The organism is Nostoc sp., assembly GCF_036916735.1.
In the GTDB taxonomy this organism is placed as follows: Bacteria; Cyanobacteriota; Cyanobacteriia; order Cyanobacteriales; family Nostocaceae; genus Nostoc.
Genome location: NZ_JBALFV010000028.1, coordinates 64,812 through 82,085, shown reverse-complemented (window position 1 = coordinate 82,085; position 17,274 = coordinate 64,812). Strand labels below are relative to the sequence as shown.

The following is a 17,274-nucleotide window of genomic DNA, read 5'->3' as shown; positions in this document are numbered from 1 at the left end:
AAGAGGCAATTTTGCTGGAGATTCACTTCAGAGTGGGTTTGAATCTCGTTGTCATTTGGATTTAAAATTCAAAATATAAAATTTTGTGTGGTTTTAAAGAAAGCAAATTCAAAGGTGAGAATAAATCCAAAATAAAAAATCGCTCGACTGAGCGAACGCGAGTGCGTCTCGTAGAGAAGCCGAAGTCCAAAATCCAAAATTGATTCACCCTTATTTAATTGGGCGGGAATTCTAAACTAATTTCACCTAACGAACCCTTGCGAAAATCTGTTAAAAGTTGCCTGGCAGCTCGCTCTATATCACCTTTGTAACGATGCTCTGCCAAGGCGTGCAAATAGGTATCTCCGGTGTCTGATGTTGAATCGAGTTGGTAACGGGACTGTAATGGTTTTTTTGGTAATAAATCTGCGGCTACAGCTTCCAAATAGTTGAGTAAATCCACTAGGGCTGCTGCTACTAGCTGGTTATCGTAAGATGCTTCACCGATATCATCACAAATCGCTAATTTCAATGCTGCATCTTGATCTTCCAATTTTAAAGGGATAACACCAGGAGCATCTAGCAATTCCAAATGTTCAGAAATTCGCACCCAGCGTAGTTGGCGAGTTACCCCAGGACGAGCTGCGCTTTCTACCACTCGCCGTCCCAACAAGCGGTTAATCAAAGCTGATTTACCAACATTGGGAAAACCAATCACTACAGCCCGCACTGGACGGGGTAACATGCCGCGATCGCTTCTTCTTTGATTAAGTTCTACTCCAGCAGCTTGCGCTGCTTGCGCCACTTCTGCTACACCTTTACCATGTTGAGCGTTGGTAAAATAAGGGATTTCTCCTTGACGTTTAAACCAATCTATCCACAGCGATCGCATTTGCGGCGTGATCATATCTACTCGGTTAAGTATCAACACCCGTGTTTTACCCTCCACCCACTCACCTATTTGGGGATGATGAGTCGCTAAGGGAATCCGCGCATCTCGTACCTCAAATACCACATCTACGCGCTTGAGCTGTTCTTTGAGCTTCTTTTCAGCTTTGGCAATGTGACCTGGATACCATTGAATCAGGTTTAATCTATAGTTTTGAGTTATAGCCATAGTTAATTACCAAATAAATTATTATCACTTATCATTCACTGGGGCTTGATGTAAAATTAGACGGTTGCCATCAGGATCATAGGCATAAATTTCTCTGCCGTGGGAAGCAATGGAAATTTCTCCTGGTGGGGAATAGCCCAAAGCTGTTAGGTGAGCGATCGCATCTTCTAAGTTACTCACCTCTAAACACAAACTTATCTTACTTTTGGCCTTAGATATCGCTTCAAATTCCGATTCGTTTGTGTTCTTTGGTTTAAAAATACCTAAACGCATACTAACCAAATTAAACTCAGCATAAACATTCGGAATTAAAATAACTGGCTTTTGCTCCAGCAACTTAGTATAGAAATTTACTACATTATCGCAATTAACTGATGCTATAGTGACAAATGCATTAGTATACTGGAAAACCATATAAGCCTTAAATTATTTGATTTTTTTGGTAAAGAAGTGCGATCGCCAATCAAGAAAGCTGTGGTGTCAGTGATTTTCGATTTTTAGTGATTGTACAAATAAAATTAATATAATCAGTGAACTATGCCAAAATATGCTGTAAATTTAAAACAAAACCAGAAAGAACATCTTCACCCGATAAACTTATGGGATATTGTAAAACTTTCGGTGCTTAATTGTGGCAATAAATTATTACTTGTTTATCTTTAGGATTAATTAACCAACCTAGTTGTAAGCCATTAGCTAAGTATTCCTCCATTTTTGCTTTAGTATCTTCCACATCATCAGTTTCAGAAACTAATTCAACTGCGAAATCAGGACACAAAGGAAGGAATTTTTTTCTTTGTTCTGGGGTAAGAGCATCCCATCTTTCTATCTTTATCCAAGAAGCATCAGGTGAACGAGTTGCACCATTTGGCAGTTTAAACCCAGTAGAAGAATCAAAAGCTTTTCCTAAATTATTTTGATTGTTCCAAAACCATATCTGACCTAATAAATCAAAATTACGGTTTCCAGTTTATCCCCCAGTAGGTGACATGATAATTAATTCCCCTTCAGCACTTAACTCTAGTCGTAATTCTTTATTCACAGCTACAATTTATGTAAATTCCTCATCAGTAAATTGCAGATTAGGAGGTAATTGTAAGGTTAAAACAGTCATAATTCATTGCGCTCCACAAAAATCCTAGTTGCATCAAACCTATGCCCTCCTAATAGGGAAGATTTAACCTTCAACTCTACTTGAGGAATTCCCGCAATAAATGCGCCGTTGTTTTATTTTTTAAAATAAAGTTTAAGGTAGATATAGGGGTGAAATACTGAATAATAAATCAAAATGTATAGTTTTATATTACTCAGCACATACGTACACTAATTTTTGTATTCCAGACTATCGGTTGCCATTCTTTCTCATCGGGTAAATTGGGTTTATCCCATGAGAGAAAATAACTTTTCGAGTTTGTATTTAGTCTTGTACAGATAACGAGCGCGGAGGGATTTGAACCCCCGACCCACAGAACCGGAATCTGTTGCTCTATCCACTGAGCCACGCGCCCTTATTTTCCTATATTATAGCACGTCTGTGATAAAATTTGCACAAGAGAGAAAGTTGGTTTCTAGGTTCACAAATAATTAGCTGGGTCTACGGGTGTACCATTCCGGCGGACTTCAAAGTGGAGGTGAGGCCCAGTAGAGAAACCTGTGGAACCGACAGCAGCGATCGCTTGTCCGCGTTCAACTGCTTGTCCTTCGGAAACATACAACTCGCTGGTATGTCCGTACAGTGTAGTAAGGCCATTGCCGTGGTCGATAATTACAGCTCTGCCATAACCACCATACCACCCAGCAAAAATTACTCTGCCCGAATCGGCTGCCCGAATTTTACTACCATAGCTAGCGGCAAAATCCAACCCGGCATGAAAGCGACGATAGCCAAGGATTGGGTGTATCCGCCAGCCAAAGGGACTGCTAGTAGCAGCATCGCTAGGATATGCCATTACACCAGTTCCCCGAATGATCGTACTTGTGCGGCTATTGGTTTTTGTTTGCGCTTCTTCTGTTGCTCTTGCTTCTGCTACCTTTTGTTGAATCAAGACTTCCAGATTTTGGGATTCCCTCTCTAGCTGGTTTTGTGCTGCTTCCAAAGCTAGGCGATCGCTATTGAGGCGTTGAATCAATTCTGATTGTGACTGCGCCTGAGTTTGATAATCGGTTTTTTGTGTTAACAATTGCTCATGAATTAAGGCAATTTCGTTTTTTTGCTGTTCTACGTCCGTTTTTTGTTTATTTATCAGGTTTGCTTGGACGTTGAGTTTTATCAAAATTTGTTCGTCTGCCTGATACAATAACTTCAACTGATGACGACGGCTGAAAAAGTCGCTGATATTTTGACTTTGGAGCAAAACTGCCCATCCAACAGATACAGGCGATCGCTGAAGATAACGCAATCGTGCGACTGTTGCTATTTGCTGCTCCTCATAAGAACGTTGTGCTACTGCTAAATCACTTTCCAACTGCTGAAGGCGTTGGGTAGCGAGTTGTAATCGTGATTCGCTCTCTTGAATATAGCTATCTGTGGTTTGCAGATTTTGCTTTAAACCAGTGAGGTGTTTTTGGGCCTCTTGTTGGAGATTTGTTAAGCGATTGCGATCGTTAACCACACTCTGACGCTGCTGGTTCATTTGTTGCTGCTGTTGTTGCAAAGTATCAATAGATTCTGTGGAGGTTGCGTAGACTGGAATTAATGCCAAACAAATCCAGACAATGCAGCAAAATGCAATAGATAAACAGCCCAAAATCTGCTTTTTTCCGATAAATTGCGCTCTCATAGCGTGAAGTCCAACCAAAACGATGCTTTCAAACACTATGAGGATTATTCCCAAAATCTGATTCACCCACTCCAACGCATGATTAAATTGTCTGCCAAGTTGTAACACAAAGATTCCAGCCATGTCAGCATTAAGCAGGTAAGTAAGTCGATGCGAATAAATCGAACTATGTGATAGGGCGGTTCGCCCTGTTTGATAAAATGGTTGGCATAGTTGGAGAAGTTAATAAGTCCTTAATCTACGACAACCAAAAAATATGTTTACTGGCAAGATGAAGAGATGTGGCTTGGCTATCTGGAGGAGTATCCAGACTACTGGACTCAAGCAGAAACCGAAAACGAACTAAAGGAGAACTTAACTGATATTTACAAAGAATTAACAAGTGGGACAATCCCCAATATCTGAAGAGTGGCTGAACTTGAGGTATCGTGAAACGACGGGACTTGAAGTTATGCCGCTCAACTTAACTAGGTAAAAGGAAAAATAAAAACAATCATTACTCTCCAATCTACGGTTGCCTATTAATGAGGATAACGAAAGAAATTTGATTCCAATAATTTTGACCGAGACAATTTTAGATTTTAGATTTTGGATTTTGGATTTTGGATTCAAGTCAAAATCTGCAAAAAAAAGGTTTCAAGCCTCTCCATTTATGGAGAAAAAGACAAAAAAATTATCATTAAAGTCTCTTTTTTAAAGGAGAGGTTAATCCAAAATCTAAAATCGACATGACTTGTTATTTTAATAATTGGGTTCAACATCTGGAGTTAAAGTGATGACAATGCTTGAGCGTGAATTAGCTGGACGTGGAGATCGACTTGTTGCTCAGTTCATTGATTCTTTTGTTGCTATTTTAGTAATAATCCTTGCAGCATTTATCTCTGGTATTTCAGAGAAAATCGGTGAGATAGTAGTACTTTTTGGGTTGTTGTTTGCTGTTTTCTACGTTCTGTGTGCAGACGGATTAAAGGGTGGGCAGAGCTATGGGAAACAAATTATGAGAATATGCGTGATAGATGCCACGTCTGGAAAACCATGCACCTTTATGAAGTCTTTTATTCGCAATATTCCATTGGCATTTCTAGGAATAATAGATTGGATATTCATTTTTTCTGAAAAAAGGCAACGGTTAGGAGATATGCTTGCCAACACTATTGTAGTTCGTAAAAAATCCCGCTCTAGAGTTTCCTAAAGTCTTGATGACTATCGATAGTGCTGCACAATAACAGCAACAATGTATCTTTGATAAAGTATGTAAACTGATGCTTATTTACCAGTTTCAATGTCCGCAGAAATTTGATGTATCAATCTCTAGTGACGCAGCATAACAAGTCGCTGCACCGGAACGTACTAATCTGGTCTGCTGACATCTAAAGGTTATATCCATCCGGTTAGCTCAGTCATTACCCTGAAGGAAGCAAGCTACTGTTGAGGTCTTTGCCATCTGAAACTGTCTTCTCTAGGAGACACTGCACGAACAATTTTGAAGAATTATTTTGACTTTTATACAAAATGTCCCGTTCTGGATACACACTCCCAGTATTTGCTTGCGCTGCTGCTGTTGCAGCTTTACATTGGTTACACGATCGCCAACCCCTAACTTTAGCATCTATAGATTTGATTGAACCTGCTCAAATCGCAGAAATCCCCATTGAACAGGTAGCAGGATTATCTGAGAATACAGCTTTAGCAATCACCCGTAGCGATCCTGGTGATAATCTCGATTTGACTAAAGATACACCGATTTGGGCATTGGTGGAATGGCGAGAACAGGGTGATGATCCTGTAATTATTAAAGGTGGGGAAGGAATTGGCAGACAGGTAAATGCTGATGACAAGCCTGCTATTTATGCTTATGCTCAAAAGCTGTTGCAAGATAATTTGCAACGGATTTTAGCACCTGGGGAAAAAATCACGGTGACGATTATTCTACCTCAAGGGCGATCGCTTGCGGTTCGGACTTCAAATTCTGCTTTTGGTGTGGTTGAAGGACTTTCCCTTTTAGGTACAACCGGTATTTCTCAACCCTTAAGTACACCCGATCAGCTTGCAATTTTCCGGGCTGAGTTACAAAATAAAGCCAGTCGTTTTGAGAGTTTAGTATTCTGTATCGGCGAAAATGGCCTAGATTTAGCGCGTAAACTAGGGATTAATCCCGAACAATTGGTCAAAACTGCTAACTGGCTTGGGCCAATGTTAGTAGAAGCTGATGTGCTAGGCGTGAAAGAAATCTTATTATTTGGCTATCACGGTAAGCTGATCAAACTGGCTGGCGGGATTTTTCACACTCATCACTACTTAGCAGATGGACGGCGGGAAATTTTAGCCGCGCACTGTGCGATCGCAGGTTTAAAATCACCAGATATCCAAGCTGTATTTAACAGTGCAACTGCCGAAGCCGCATTAACATATCTAAAATCCCTAGATGCTGCAACTGGTAGTGATTGGGTAAATCAAGTTTACAATGCGATCGCAGAAACTATCGATGTTCGTTCTCAAGAATACATCCAAAACCATAGGGAAAGCAGCACAAGAGTAGCAATTTGTGGCTCTATCCTCTTTGATCGCGATCGCAAAATTATCGTGAAGAGTAAAACTGCTGGTCTGTTGATGGGAAAATTATGTTAATTTATTATGAATAATCGTAAACAATTCAAATAAATAATTTTCTAAGTAACCACTCTAGTGTAAGTTTATCGTTTTAATACCATCTCCGACTTAGGAACTCGACAAACGCACATAACCTTGCGTTTGTAAAGTTTTCTATACCATTATCAACCTAACCAGGCTGGATAATAGCATCATCATAGACCACAAAGCATCTATCCTTAATCAGACATAATACTCCCGTCATGAACACAGCGGTGATACCAACAGAACAAGCACCCCAAACATTAGAAAATTTTGGGAGACTTGATCGCCAATTGATTGTAATTCTGGACTTCGGCTCTCAATATTCTGAGTTGATTGCCCGTCGCATCCGCGAGACTCAAGTATACTCTGAAGTTTTGTCTTATCGCACTACTTCTACACAATTGCGCCAACTCAATCCTAAAGGAATCATTCTCTCTGGTGGGCCGAGTTCGGTTTATGGTGATAACGCTCCCCATTGTGACCCAGAAATCTGGAATTTGGGAATACCCGTTTTGGGTGTTTGCTATGGGATGCAGCTAATGGTGAACCAACTCGGTGGGGAAGTGGCAAAAGCTGACCGAGGTGAGTACGGCAAAGCCTCATTATATATTGATGATCCCACAGATTTGCTTACTAATGTTGAAGATGGTACTACGATGTGGATGAGTCATGGAGACTCGGTTATCCAAATGCCATCAGGGTTTGAATTGCTGGCACATACAGAAAATACTCCCTGTGCTGCGATCGCTGACCACGAAAAGAAACTTTATGGCGTTCAATTCCATCCAGAGGTGGTGCATTCGGTTGGCGGCATAGCATTAATCCGTAATTTTGTCTATCACATCTGCGATTGCGAACCCACTTGGACAACAGCAGCTTTTGTTGAAGAGGCAATTCGAGAAATTCGCGCCAGAGTTGGTGAAAAGCGGGTGCTGTTGGCGTTGTCTGGTGGGGTGGATTCTTCTACCCTGGCCTTCTTGCTATATAAAGCCATTAGTGACCAATTGACTTGCGTATTTATCGATCAAGGCTTTATGCGAAAGTATGAGCCAGAGCGATTAGTAAAGCTGTTCCGAGAGCAGTTTCACATTCCTGTAGAGTATGTTAATGCTCGCGATCGCTTTTTAGCTAGAGTTGCTGGCATCACAGATCCTGAAGAAAAACGCCGCCGCATCGGACACGAGTTTATCAATGTATTTGAGGAAACATCCAAGCGCCTCGGTCACTTTGACTATCTAGCTCAAGGGACTCTTTATCCAGATGTGATTGAATCTGCTGACACCAACGTTGATCCCCAAACTGGTGAACGGGTAGCAGTGAAAATTAAGAGTCATCACAATGTTGGCGGTTTGCCCAAAGACCTAAGATTTAAATTGGTGGAACCACTACGGAAACTATTTAAAGATGAAGTCCGTAAAGTTGGGCGTTCCATTGGTTTACCAGAAGAAATTGTTCAACGGCAACCTTTTCCTGGGCCTGGTTTAGCAATTCGGATTTTAGGGGAAGTCACATCTGAGCGGTTAAACATTTTGCGTGATGCAGATTTGATTGTCCGGCAAGAAATTAACCAACGCGGCATGTATCAGGATTTTTGGCAAGCGTTTGCTGTATTGCTGCCAATTCGTAGTGTTGGCGTCATGGGGGATCAACGTACTTACGCTTACCCGATTGTTTTGCGGATTGTTACCAGTGAAGATGGCATGACTGCTGATTGGGCGAGAGTTCCTTACGATGTACTAGAAGTGATTTCCACTCGGATTGTAAATGAGGTGAAAGGGGTGAATCGGGTGGTGTATGACATCACCTCTAAGCCACCTGGAACTATTGAATGGGAGTAATCAAGTTTTGAGTTTTGAGTTTACCGAAAAAGTGGGTTTAAAGCCCTGTCCTTCTAGGTTCGTGTCTGGGTTGAGTACTTTGGAAAGGTATTTAAACTCACGGTTGCAGTTAATCCGCAATACAGTAGCCAGGAATGCTCTGGCTGTGGTGAAGTTGTCAAGAAAACACTATCCACTAGGACACATGTATGTTTGTGTGGTTATGTAATAGATGGGGACAAAAACGCAGCGAGAATCATCCTTAGTCGAGGATTGGGTAGGGTAGGGCATACCGGAACCATTGCACCCGACGCAAGCAACGCTTGGGGAGATGAAACCCTACTCTCTCTGGGGCAGCCCTGATTGAGCAAGTTATGTCTTAGATTCAAGAATCTCCGTGGCTTCAGATCGGAGAGTGTCAAAAATGCTATGCTACTTTAGACAAAATTACAGGGCTATTTCATTCTCATCTAGTCCGCCTCAGAATGAATTCACCAGTCTAATAGCGAAAGTCGTCTAAAGACGATTGAGAAAAGGTTATAGTCCGTTAAAACGGACTTTAGCTATTAGCCTGAAACTTCAGTTTTGGGCGGTTTCTGTTTAGAACGAAATAGCCCTGGACAAAATTATTAGAATAAACCCGTCTTTTTGCTTAGAAAGGGAGTAGCTGTTTTGTTGAATATCAAAGCTTTGTCAGTAGTTTGTACAAGCATATCGTTACTTGTATTCGGTATTAATGAAATAGCGTCTGCTTCTTCTTTGAATCCGACACCTGTGTTTGACAACGTTGCTAGCTACACTACTACTATTACTGGAGATAATAATCTAGCTGATATTTACTATCCTAATCCAACAGACTTAAAAACAAGTAATTATTCCTTTCCAGTAGCACTATTACTACAAGGTGCACTAGTTGACAAATCAAATTACTCTAATTATGCTAAACAAGTTGTACGCTATGGATTTGTAGTAGTGGTGCCAAACAGCAAACGTACAGCTCCAATATTTGACGAAGCATTATTACCCAAAACAAGCCAAATTGATACAGCTTTACAACAAATTGTAGTTGAAAATAAGAATATAGTTCACCTATTATAGGTTTACTGGATATAGAGAAAGTAGGCTTGGCGCTAGCCTCTCTCTTTAGGAGAAGACAACAGGTTGTCAGACACAATATCACAAGCTAACCACAATTCCCAACCGCTCATTGGCATCCAAACCTATTAGTAATAAATCAGTCAGTAATTAGCAAGATTATTCTTGAACTCCAACTATTCATTAAAATGAATTTTTTAAATGTAAAGGAATTTAAACACCAACATAATTTTATCCAGTCAATAATTATAAATGCCAGCGAACAATTAACCATGAATTGGATGGTGGTTGGACGAATTGAGTTATTGTTTACGAAAATAGGCGCGATCGCAGTAAAATTACTAATAATGTAGTCACTAAGAAAAAACAAGCAGCTCATTAGAAATAACTTTCATTTGATTAACGTTAATGGAGATGATATGGAACCTCCTCTCTCCCTTGCTGGCTTAAATATCCTCGTAGTTGATGATGATGAGGATAGCCGCTTTTACATTACTACCGTCTTGGAAGCTGATGGAGCCACCGTTATGGCAGTTGCATCGGCTGCGGTAGCATTGAAAGTATTACCTGAGTTGCAACCAGAAGTTTTGATTTGTGATATTGCTATGCCTGGTGAAGATGGCTACACTCTCATCCGCAAGATCCGGGCGCTGAAGTCTGATAATTGGGAAAAACTCCCAGCTATAGCTTTAACTGCATACGGCGATAGCGAGTATCGTAGCCGTGCCCTGGAAGCGGGCTTTCAAACTCATGTGGCGAAACCAGTTGATCCAGGAGAACTAGTTGCGATCGTCGCAGAATTGGTTGCTTCCTATACGAGTTAACACCAACATAGAATTATTTTTTATTGCTCAAAACTCCAAAGTGAGTTATTATCTCCATAGTTATGGTAACCTAACTACGTTTTCCATTCCAACACAGGGTGAGGCGTAAATATACTAAAAAAGGCTTGGAGCTTGACTTTTCAATAATAGCTAAAAGCTTTAACACACAAAGCTGACATCGCTTGTGGCAAAAGTAAAGTAACTAGCTGTTTCTACCATAACAGCCATTAACTCTGACACTGTTTTTTGAGCGGAAGAACATACATAGAATTAGCCCTTTCGAGGTAACTCAAATAATCTCTTTTTTCTCTCTATGCTCTCTGTAACTCTGAGAAGATGTTTTAAAAGGGTCTTTTGCTTTAATAAATTAGCACAGCTAAGTATGTCAATACACGAATAAAACCTTGATTTGTCGTCATAGTTAAACCAAATCAGAACGGCAAAATTGCATCTTCTATTTTAAAACATTATCTGAGGTTTCAAAGTAGTTTACCTAACCACTCCAGAGTGAACGAAAAATCGGAACACTAACTTCCAGGAATCTCTTAGCACAGTGTTAGCAATGTATGAGCGTCACTTTTGAAGACAGAGGACACAAAGTCGCATAGGTTAAAGAGAAATTTGTTGGTCAACATTTTACCCACCTTAAAAGGGCTAAACTATAGTACTTACAGACTGTACAAAAGAATCATATTGTGTATCAACGTAAATACGTTGTTTCAGCTTTTTATACTTCAGCCTTTGAAGGATTTAATTTAGATGAATAAGGAAACTTTTACAGATCAATATGTAAATTACAAATTTAATGAAGAGAATTTTGCTGTAGAAGATGAGTCCCTCTGCCTTAAATATTTTGAAAAACAAATCATTGATTCGCAGAAGTACTGGCGTCGCTTCGGCGGCCGGCCAGACTTCTGTGGCAAAGTCGTCCTTGAGATCGGCTGTGGACATGGTGCCCTAACCATTGATGCAGCAATTTCGGGAGCGCAGCAGGTGATTGGTCTTGACCTCATTGGTAATCGCATATCATTTGCCCAGCGTATAGTAGCGGAACGCTTCCCAGATATCGCCAACAGAATAGAGTTTCATCAGTTGGATATTGACAACATAACGACGCTTGACGGCAAGGTTGATGTCATAATTTCCAAAGACACTTTTGAACACATCATGGGCATAGATAGAGTTCTTCTCTCAATCAGACGGCTTTTACGGGAAGGGGGCTTACTGATAACTGGTTTTAGTCCACTCTACTACAGTCCCTTTGGCGATCATGGATTTCACGCAATCGGACAGCCCATCAAGCTACCGTGGGCACATCTGATTCTTGGCGATGCGCGTGTTGTCGCAGCTTACAATAAATACCATCCCGGAGTCGAGTGCCATTCGGTCTATGAACTTGGACTCAATAAATTCAAGCGCCGCGACTTCCTGCAAACCTTTGATAAAGCTGGATTTACCATTGTAAGCGAGAGGATAAATGCTGTTGAAGGAGCTTCTAAATTGATGCCATTGCTTAACCTTCTGAGAAAAGTTCCTGGACTTGAAGACTATGCAAATGTAAATATGTACGTTGTAGCCCGTAAAATCTAGTAACTCGTCCAAGAGTATTAAAAAAATTGGTCATTAGTAATACCCTACGAGTATAAGGTTTCTGAACATCAGAACAGGGCGTGATTTTCAATTGTTGAGACTATTTTGCTCCAGTTTAAAAGCTAATTTGCTCAGACTTATAGGCTGGTGGCTCGACGTGAATTAAAATCCTCACTGGACGGAACCGTTCTTCTAATCGGCTTTCTATTTCTTCGGTGATGTGGTGAGCGGTTTCTACGTCTGGTGCATTTACTATTAAATGCATTTCAATGAAGACTTGACGACCAAGAACACCGCGAGAAGCAATTTCATGACAGTTAATTACACCTGGAACAGAAGTAGCGATCGCATGAATTGCTTCTGGTGCGATCGCCATTTGATCCACAAGCCAAGGCAAATTCTCTTTTAAAACTGACCAACCACTCCAAAATACCAACAAGGCGACAGGAAAAGCTAACACCAAATCCATCCATTGATAACCTAACCAAACTCCGATCAATCCGCCAATTACAGAGATTGTCACCCAAATATCGCTCATGGTATGTGTAGCGTCAGCTATAAGAATTGAGCTACCTACCCGCTTACCCACACTACGTTCGTAAAACGCCACAAAAATATTCACACCCAGCACAATTAGTAGTAACCACAACTCAGGTGGCGATATTCTCACAGGTTGACCACCACCTTTGAGAATTCGCCCGATTTCTCCTTGTAAAATTTCAAAACAGGCTATTGCTAAAAATGAGGCAATTCCTAAAGCGCCTATAGCTTCAAACTTGCTGTGTCCGTAGGGATGCTCGCGATCGGGTTGTGGAGAAGAAAATTTACTTGCGATTAACCCTAAAACGTTGTTGGCGCTATCTGTCACACTATGCAAGGCATCAGCTAGCAAACTCAACGAACCAGTCCAGTAACCCACAAGTGCTTTCAATCCCATTACAAACAGGTTGAGCTGTAAGGTAATAATTAAAACCTTTCGTACTTCGGCGCGGTTATCGTAAATCATAGATAATTTATCACATCAACTTCTATGACTTCTAATGTAAAACTTAAAATCTAAATAGACACTAATCAAATGTATCAAAGTCTTACGCAGTAAGAATTAAGTCTCTCTATAGGCTCTATGTTTTATACCATTTTGTTGAGATTATTTATAATTAACAACAGCTACAAGCTTTAGAAATATTAATAATATACTTAAAATTAACAGCATATTTTTAGCATTAATTCCAAAAATATTTTAATTACTTTTGTTATTCATACATCCACTTAGGTCAGACCGAATTGCACTCAAAGAGATGATAACGACCATTAGTAAGCTGTACTTAATCAAAAAAACTGACTAGCTCAATGAGTTTGATTTACTACCTTTAATCAACAGCAAAATCGAAAAAAATTTACAGTTTTTGGAATCATAAGTAAACCTAGAGGTAAGTTTTCATCGAAACAGCACTGATTTGTCTCCTTACATAAATTAACAAGCCAGAGGGATGGGTGAACATTTGATACTCTTAAGAGTTTGAGTCAGAACTTGAGCAATATAATTCCAATGGTCAATTTTCTTCAAACGACAAGTTTCAATCACGAATACTATGAGTACCAAAAAACTTACAGATAAGGTGGCATTGGTAACAGGTGGCTCACGCGGTCTGGGAGCGGCGATCGCCAAACGTCTGGCGGACGATGGTGCAACTGTTGCCCTCACCTACACTAGCTCACCGCAAAAAGCCGAGGAGGTAGTGCTTGCCATCAAAGCGGCAGGTGGACAAGCTTTGGCTCTTCGCGCCGACAGTGGCAATGTGGAAGCTGTGAAAAACGCTGTAGCTGAAACTGTAAAAGCCTTTGGTCGTCTTGACATCCTCGTAAACAACGCGGGGGTCGGCGCTTTCGCTCCAATTAACGAGTTCTCACTGGATGATTTTGACCGACTCATAGCGGTTAACGTTAAGGGTGTGTTTGTGGCAACTCAGGAAGCTGTCCGCCAGATGGGTGAGGGTGGACGGATCATCATGATCGGCAGCATCAACAGCGACATTATGCCTTTTGTTGGCGGCTCCGTCTACGCTTTGACCAAGGGTGCGATCGCCAGTTTCACACGCGGTCTTGCCCGCGATCTCGGCTCTCGTGGCATCACGGTAAACAATATCCAACCTGGCCCGGTTGACACCGACATGAACCCGGCGGACGGTATCTTTGCCGACAGGATGAAAAGCATCACTGCTCTCCAGCGTTACGGAAGAAGCGAAGAAATCGCCGAAATGGTTTCCTATCTCGCCAGTCCAGAAGCGGGTTTCGTGACAGGTGCGAATCTGAAAATTGATGGCGGCTTCGCAGCCTGATTCAGCAACTACAGCAAAACAAGAAAAGTCTGATCGTACAAATCTGTCTAGGGACGATGCCAGCACCTAGTCTGAGGCATATCCTTGAAAAAGTGGGCTTCGCCGCCGTCGATCTTGGCGGCTTCGTCTCTTCTTCCGGTAATATTAGTACTTATCAAGAAGTTTTAATAAATGAAGATATGTCTTCAATTCCTCTAACCTTGAACTTAATTGAAGGTTCTGTCTCTTTGAGTTTTTCACCCCAAGCAGCACGAGAATTAAAAGCAGCAACAGATCAATTGATGGAGCGCTTGAAAGCTGTGGCCGCTAAATCCACTCCTGGCGGCGGTGGTAAAGTAACTCCCCAGCCTCCCCTGGAATATCGTTACACGGGTGAAGTATTTTTAGAAATTTTCTGTAATCCTAATATCTGGCCAACACCCTTCGCAGCCAAAGTTTTGCTGACTATCCGCAATGTCAACATCCGTTTGACTACTGAAGCTGAACTTACTCGCATCATTGAAGACATTAATAATTACTTAGAGCAAGTACGATAATAGTTCTGTAATTTTTCTGTGCTTTTCGATATTAAAAAAATACTATACAAATTTTGGATTTTAAGAAAATTTGAGCCAGTCGCTTGCGGAGGTTGTCTCTGTTGTCGTAACTAGTGTCGGTTAGCCCGACTTAGGGACTTCCAACTAAAAAAATATCCTATCGGTATGTAGGCAGAGGGGCACTTAGCTGGGGGCAGGCAACAGGGGGAAGAAAGAAAAATATTATCTGAGTAAATTGGATAATTTATTTTCTGGAAGTCCCCTAGCAAACTTTTCAATACTATTTTTGGCTTTGAACAGTAAGTAGACTATTGCTTACTTCAGGGAAACGATGCAATGAATTGCGAGTCAAAAGTGAAGTTCCTAGATTTACCTATTAGATAAATCTAGGAACCTCACAGAATCTACCTATTAGACTCAAGCTGTAGCACCAGATATACACAATAAATTGTTCTGATGCCCTCTTTAACTTGAAAACTTGTATAAATTCAGACTCCAATGCTTCTAGGTTAATGAAAAACGCAAGATTCTATATGGGGCAATGCTCATCAAAAACCAGAGATTATCCCTTAGATTGGGCGTCGAATCGTTGATGGTGACATCCACATATCGAAAATTAACCCCCAATCCCAAATTTGAAATCAAACATTGATTAGTCGTTGTCCCACTGTTCACGACCAATTAGGTCACCAATGCGATCGCGTAACAAAAAGTCACATTTCTCTAATTCACATTCAACGCAAACCCACTCTCTCGCTGGAATGTATTGGCAGAGGGTATATATTGGCTGTTGTCGGCTAATCATTCCCTTTTGCACCAGGCGGCGTGCTTCGTCTTGAATCAAATCGAGAGAGTAGTAATTTATAGAAGGCACCGTATTCACACTCATGTTTTTTACTCACAAATTAACACTTACGATAGTGTTCCTATTAAAAATTAGGAACAAAGATTACAGAAATTAGACTTGTGGCTAGGATTTTGTAGTTTGCTATACGGAACTATTTTTATTTTGACGCTACATCTCCTGAAATTATTTCAAGATATGTTAAGAAAGTCAACAAATCCTGACATTTGTCAAAAATCTGCTTTACAAAAAAAATTCCGAGTAGTTAACTTAACCTGCTATAGCGGCTGTATGGTTTTTATGCAACAAGTCTGAAAGTCTTGCCATCATTGTATTTAGGCAAGATTTGGTGGTTGTCTAAAAGTTCAGGACGCAATCGCTTACATATCAAATAATCACCTTAAAGCCTGATTTAGAACTGCTGGTATTTATCTAAAGGTAAACAACATAAAAATATTTGTCAGATACTAGGGTATAAAGTGTTGCAAAACATAACGGTTAAAATACACTACGAAGACTTTTACCCCAGCATCTGTTAACAATTTCTTAAATATAACCGTAATTAATTGGTTAATTTAAGGACTGATATTACACGGTTTTCTTTGGATAAACATCTGGAGAAGGGAGCAGAGAACAGGGGAGGAAAGAGAGTTATTGTTCAGTAATTCTTCTCTCTCCCTGCTTTCCCTGCTCTCTTCTGCTCTTGCTTAATGAAGAACCTGCCTCAACCAAGAAATTCCTTAACCCAACGGTATTGGAGGTAGAGTAGGGACGAAAGCCAAAGCAAGCAAAAAACGTATATATGTAACTACTGAGCATTGAAATAGATTATGGTCATATTAAAACAGACGCGATTTCATCACGTCTGTAAATTGTTTGGCGGATTTGCTGAGATTAATTGTTCTGAAGTTACATTGTTATTTCAGTTACTCATTCATCAGATGATTCATCATCTTGCTCGGTGCTGTCTTCTACTGTTACCAGATTTTCTGGGGGACGCTGATGGTTAAGTTGGTTTAGTAGTGCCAGTACCTTATTACCACGTTCTATGGAGCGATCTTCGAGAAATAGCACCTCTGGTGTACGACGTAGCCGTATCCGCGCCCCAAGTTCACTGCGAACGTAACCTGTGGCAGACTTTAAGCCTGCCATTGTTTCTGCTTTAGCTTCATCTGTGCCATAGATACTGACGTAGATTTTGGCGTGTTGGAGATCGCCGGAAACATCAACATCAGTAACACTTACCATTCCTGTACCTACACGATCATCCTTGATGCCGTTGAGCAGCATTTGGCTAACTTCCCGTTTGATCAATTCAGCAACGCGGGAAACCCGGCGATTTGTAGCCATAAAAATTTCGCCTCCTCACAGAGGTTGTACAACAAAAATACATAAAAGTTGAGTAGACAGTAGTTAGCGAGAGCAACGCTAAAAAGAACCGTCTGTAGGACACAACCCGAATATAGCGCTAGTCTAGATTATACTCAAGCCCAGCATTGCCCGTAGGGTGAGAGTAAGGAAGACTAGGCTGCTCACAAATAAACCCAAGATAGCAATCAAGGTGACTGGGCGCTTCAACAATGGCACTAACGGCGCAAAAGTGTTCAGAAACAAGCCTAAGACGATACTAATTAAGTACCGGGGGTAGCGAAAGACGTTATCCCAAAATCCGTCAAACATCTGAATGTAAACTGCCTTGTTATATACTTACGTTTGTTT

16 protein-coding genes, 1 tRNA gene and 2 pseudogenes are annotated in these 17,274 nt (G+C 40.8%); 10 read left to right on the top strand and 9 right to left on the bottom strand.

The genetic code is table 11. The features are described from left to right. Positions 1-214 precede the first annotated feature (214 nt). The 5 genes and pseudogenes from ylqF to V7L20_RS07270 form a co-directional block, all read right to left on the bottom strand. Entirely contained in the window at positions 215-1,096 is an 882-nt protein-coding gene (gene ylqF / locus V7L20_RS07290) for a ribosome biogenesis GTPase YlqF (protein ID WP_334743423.1), read from the bottom strand. A 24-nt stretch (positions 1,097-1,120) separates the two neighbouring features. Beyond that, a complete protein-coding gene (locus tag V7L20_RS07285) occupies positions 1,121-1,510 on the bottom strand; it encodes a VOC family protein (protein WP_334743422.1) in 390 nt (129 codons plus the stop codon). 121 nt (positions 1,511-1,631) lie between these two features. After that, positions 1,632-2,147, bottom strand: a pseudogene (locus V7L20_RS07280) (Uma2 family endonuclease). Positions 2,148-2,531: 384 nt separating this feature from the next. After that, a tRNA-Arg gene (locus tag V7L20_RS07275) sits at positions 2,532-2,604 on the bottom strand. Positions 2,605-2,670: 66 nt separating this feature from the next. Further along, entirely contained in the window at positions 2,671-3,876 is a 1,206-nt protein-coding gene (locus tag V7L20_RS07270) for a murein hydrolase activator EnvC family protein (protein WP_334743439.1), read from the bottom strand. Between the two features lie 279 nt (positions 3,877-4,155). Between V7L20_RS07270 and V7L20_RS07265 the strand changes: the two genes are divergently transcribed. From V7L20_RS07265 to V7L20_RS07230, 8 genes and pseudogenes are all read left to right on the top strand, one after another. Further along, complete coding sequence (locus V7L20_RS07265) at positions 4,156-4,281, top strand: hypothetical protein (protein WP_334743421.1); 126 nt, start codon at positions 4,156-4,158, stop codon at positions 4,279-4,281. Between the two features lie 376 nt (positions 4,282-4,657). Beyond that, entirely contained in the window at positions 4,658-5,068 is a 411-nt protein-coding gene (locus tag V7L20_RS07260) for an RDD family protein (protein WP_334743420.1), read from the top strand. 320 nt (positions 5,069-5,388) lie between these two features. Next, entirely contained in the window at positions 5,389-6,504 is a 1,116-nt protein-coding gene (cbiD, locus tag V7L20_RS07255) for a cobalt-precorrin-5B (C(1))-methyltransferase CbiD (RefSeq protein WP_334743419.1), read from the top strand. Between the two features lie 224 nt (positions 6,505-6,728). After that, complete coding sequence (gene guaA, locus V7L20_RS07250; protein WP_334743418.1) at positions 6,729-8,348, top strand: glutamine-hydrolyzing GMP synthase; 1,620 nt, start codon at positions 6,729-6,731, stop codon at positions 8,346-8,348. Between the two features lie 156 nt (positions 8,349-8,504). Continuing rightward, positions 8,505-8,690, top strand: a pseudogene (locus V7L20_RS32540) (RNA-guided endonuclease TnpB family protein); the annotation flags it as partial. A gap of 309 nt (positions 8,691-8,999) precedes the next feature. Further along, positions 9,000-9,425: a hypothetical protein gene (locus V7L20_RS07240; protein WP_334743417.1), complete on the top strand. Its 426-nt coding sequence runs from the start codon at positions 9,000-9,002 to the stop codon at positions 9,423-9,425. Positions 9,426-9,841: 416 nt separating this feature from the next. After that, positions 9,842-10,246: a response regulator gene (locus V7L20_RS07235; protein WP_334743416.1), complete on the top strand. Its 405-nt coding sequence runs from the start codon at positions 9,842-9,844 to the stop codon at positions 10,244-10,246. A 759-nt stretch (positions 10,247-11,005) separates the two neighbouring features. Next, complete coding sequence (locus tag V7L20_RS07230; protein WP_334743415.1) at positions 11,006-11,836, top strand: class I SAM-dependent methyltransferase; 831 nt, start codon at positions 11,006-11,008, stop codon at positions 11,834-11,836. A gap of 115 nt (positions 11,837-11,951) precedes the next feature. On the opposite strand, the gene V7L20_RS07225 is transcribed toward V7L20_RS07230, so the two are convergent. Further along, on the bottom strand, positions 11,952-12,842 hold the full coding sequence (locus tag V7L20_RS07225; RefSeq protein ID WP_334743414.1) for a cation diffusion facilitator family transporter: 891 nt from the start codon (positions 12,840-12,842) through the stop codon (positions 11,952-11,954). 586 nt (positions 12,843-13,428) lie between these two features. Here V7L20_RS07225 and V7L20_RS07220 point away from each other — a divergent pair. Both V7L20_RS07220 and V7L20_RS07215 read left to right on the top strand, forming a co-directional pair. Further along, positions 13,429-14,175 (top strand): 3-oxoacyl-ACP reductase family protein, encoded by a 747-nt coding sequence (locus V7L20_RS07220; protein WP_334743413.1) that lies wholly within the window; start codon positions 13,429-13,431, stop codon positions 14,173-14,175. 179 nt (positions 14,176-14,354) lie between these two features. Beyond that, on the top strand, positions 14,355-14,711 hold the full coding sequence (locus V7L20_RS07215; protein WP_334743438.1) for a hypothetical protein: 357 nt from the start codon (positions 14,355-14,357) through the stop codon (positions 14,709-14,711). Positions 14,712-15,363: 652 nt separating this feature from the next. Here V7L20_RS07215 and V7L20_RS07210 read toward each other — a convergent pair. From V7L20_RS07210 to V7L20_RS07200, 3 genes are all read right to left on the bottom strand, one after another. Beyond that, a complete protein-coding gene (locus V7L20_RS07210; RefSeq protein ID WP_012407481.1) occupies positions 15,364-15,600 on the bottom strand; it encodes a DUF4327 family protein in 237 nt (78 codons plus the stop codon). Positions 15,601-16,485: 885 nt separating this feature from the next. Continuing rightward, positions 16,486-16,905 (bottom strand): 30S ribosome-binding factor RbfA, encoded by a 420-nt coding sequence (gene rbfA / locus V7L20_RS07205; protein WP_334743412.1) that lies wholly within the window; start codon positions 16,903-16,905, stop codon positions 16,486-16,488. Between the two features lie 123 nt (positions 16,906-17,028). After that, the gene (locus V7L20_RS07200) at positions 17,029-17,235 is read right to left on the bottom strand and encodes a DUF751 family protein (RefSeq protein WP_334743411.1); all 207 of its coding nucleotides are present in this window, start codon (positions 17,233-17,235) and stop codon (positions 17,029-17,031) included. Positions 17,236-17,274 lie beyond the last annotated feature (39 nt).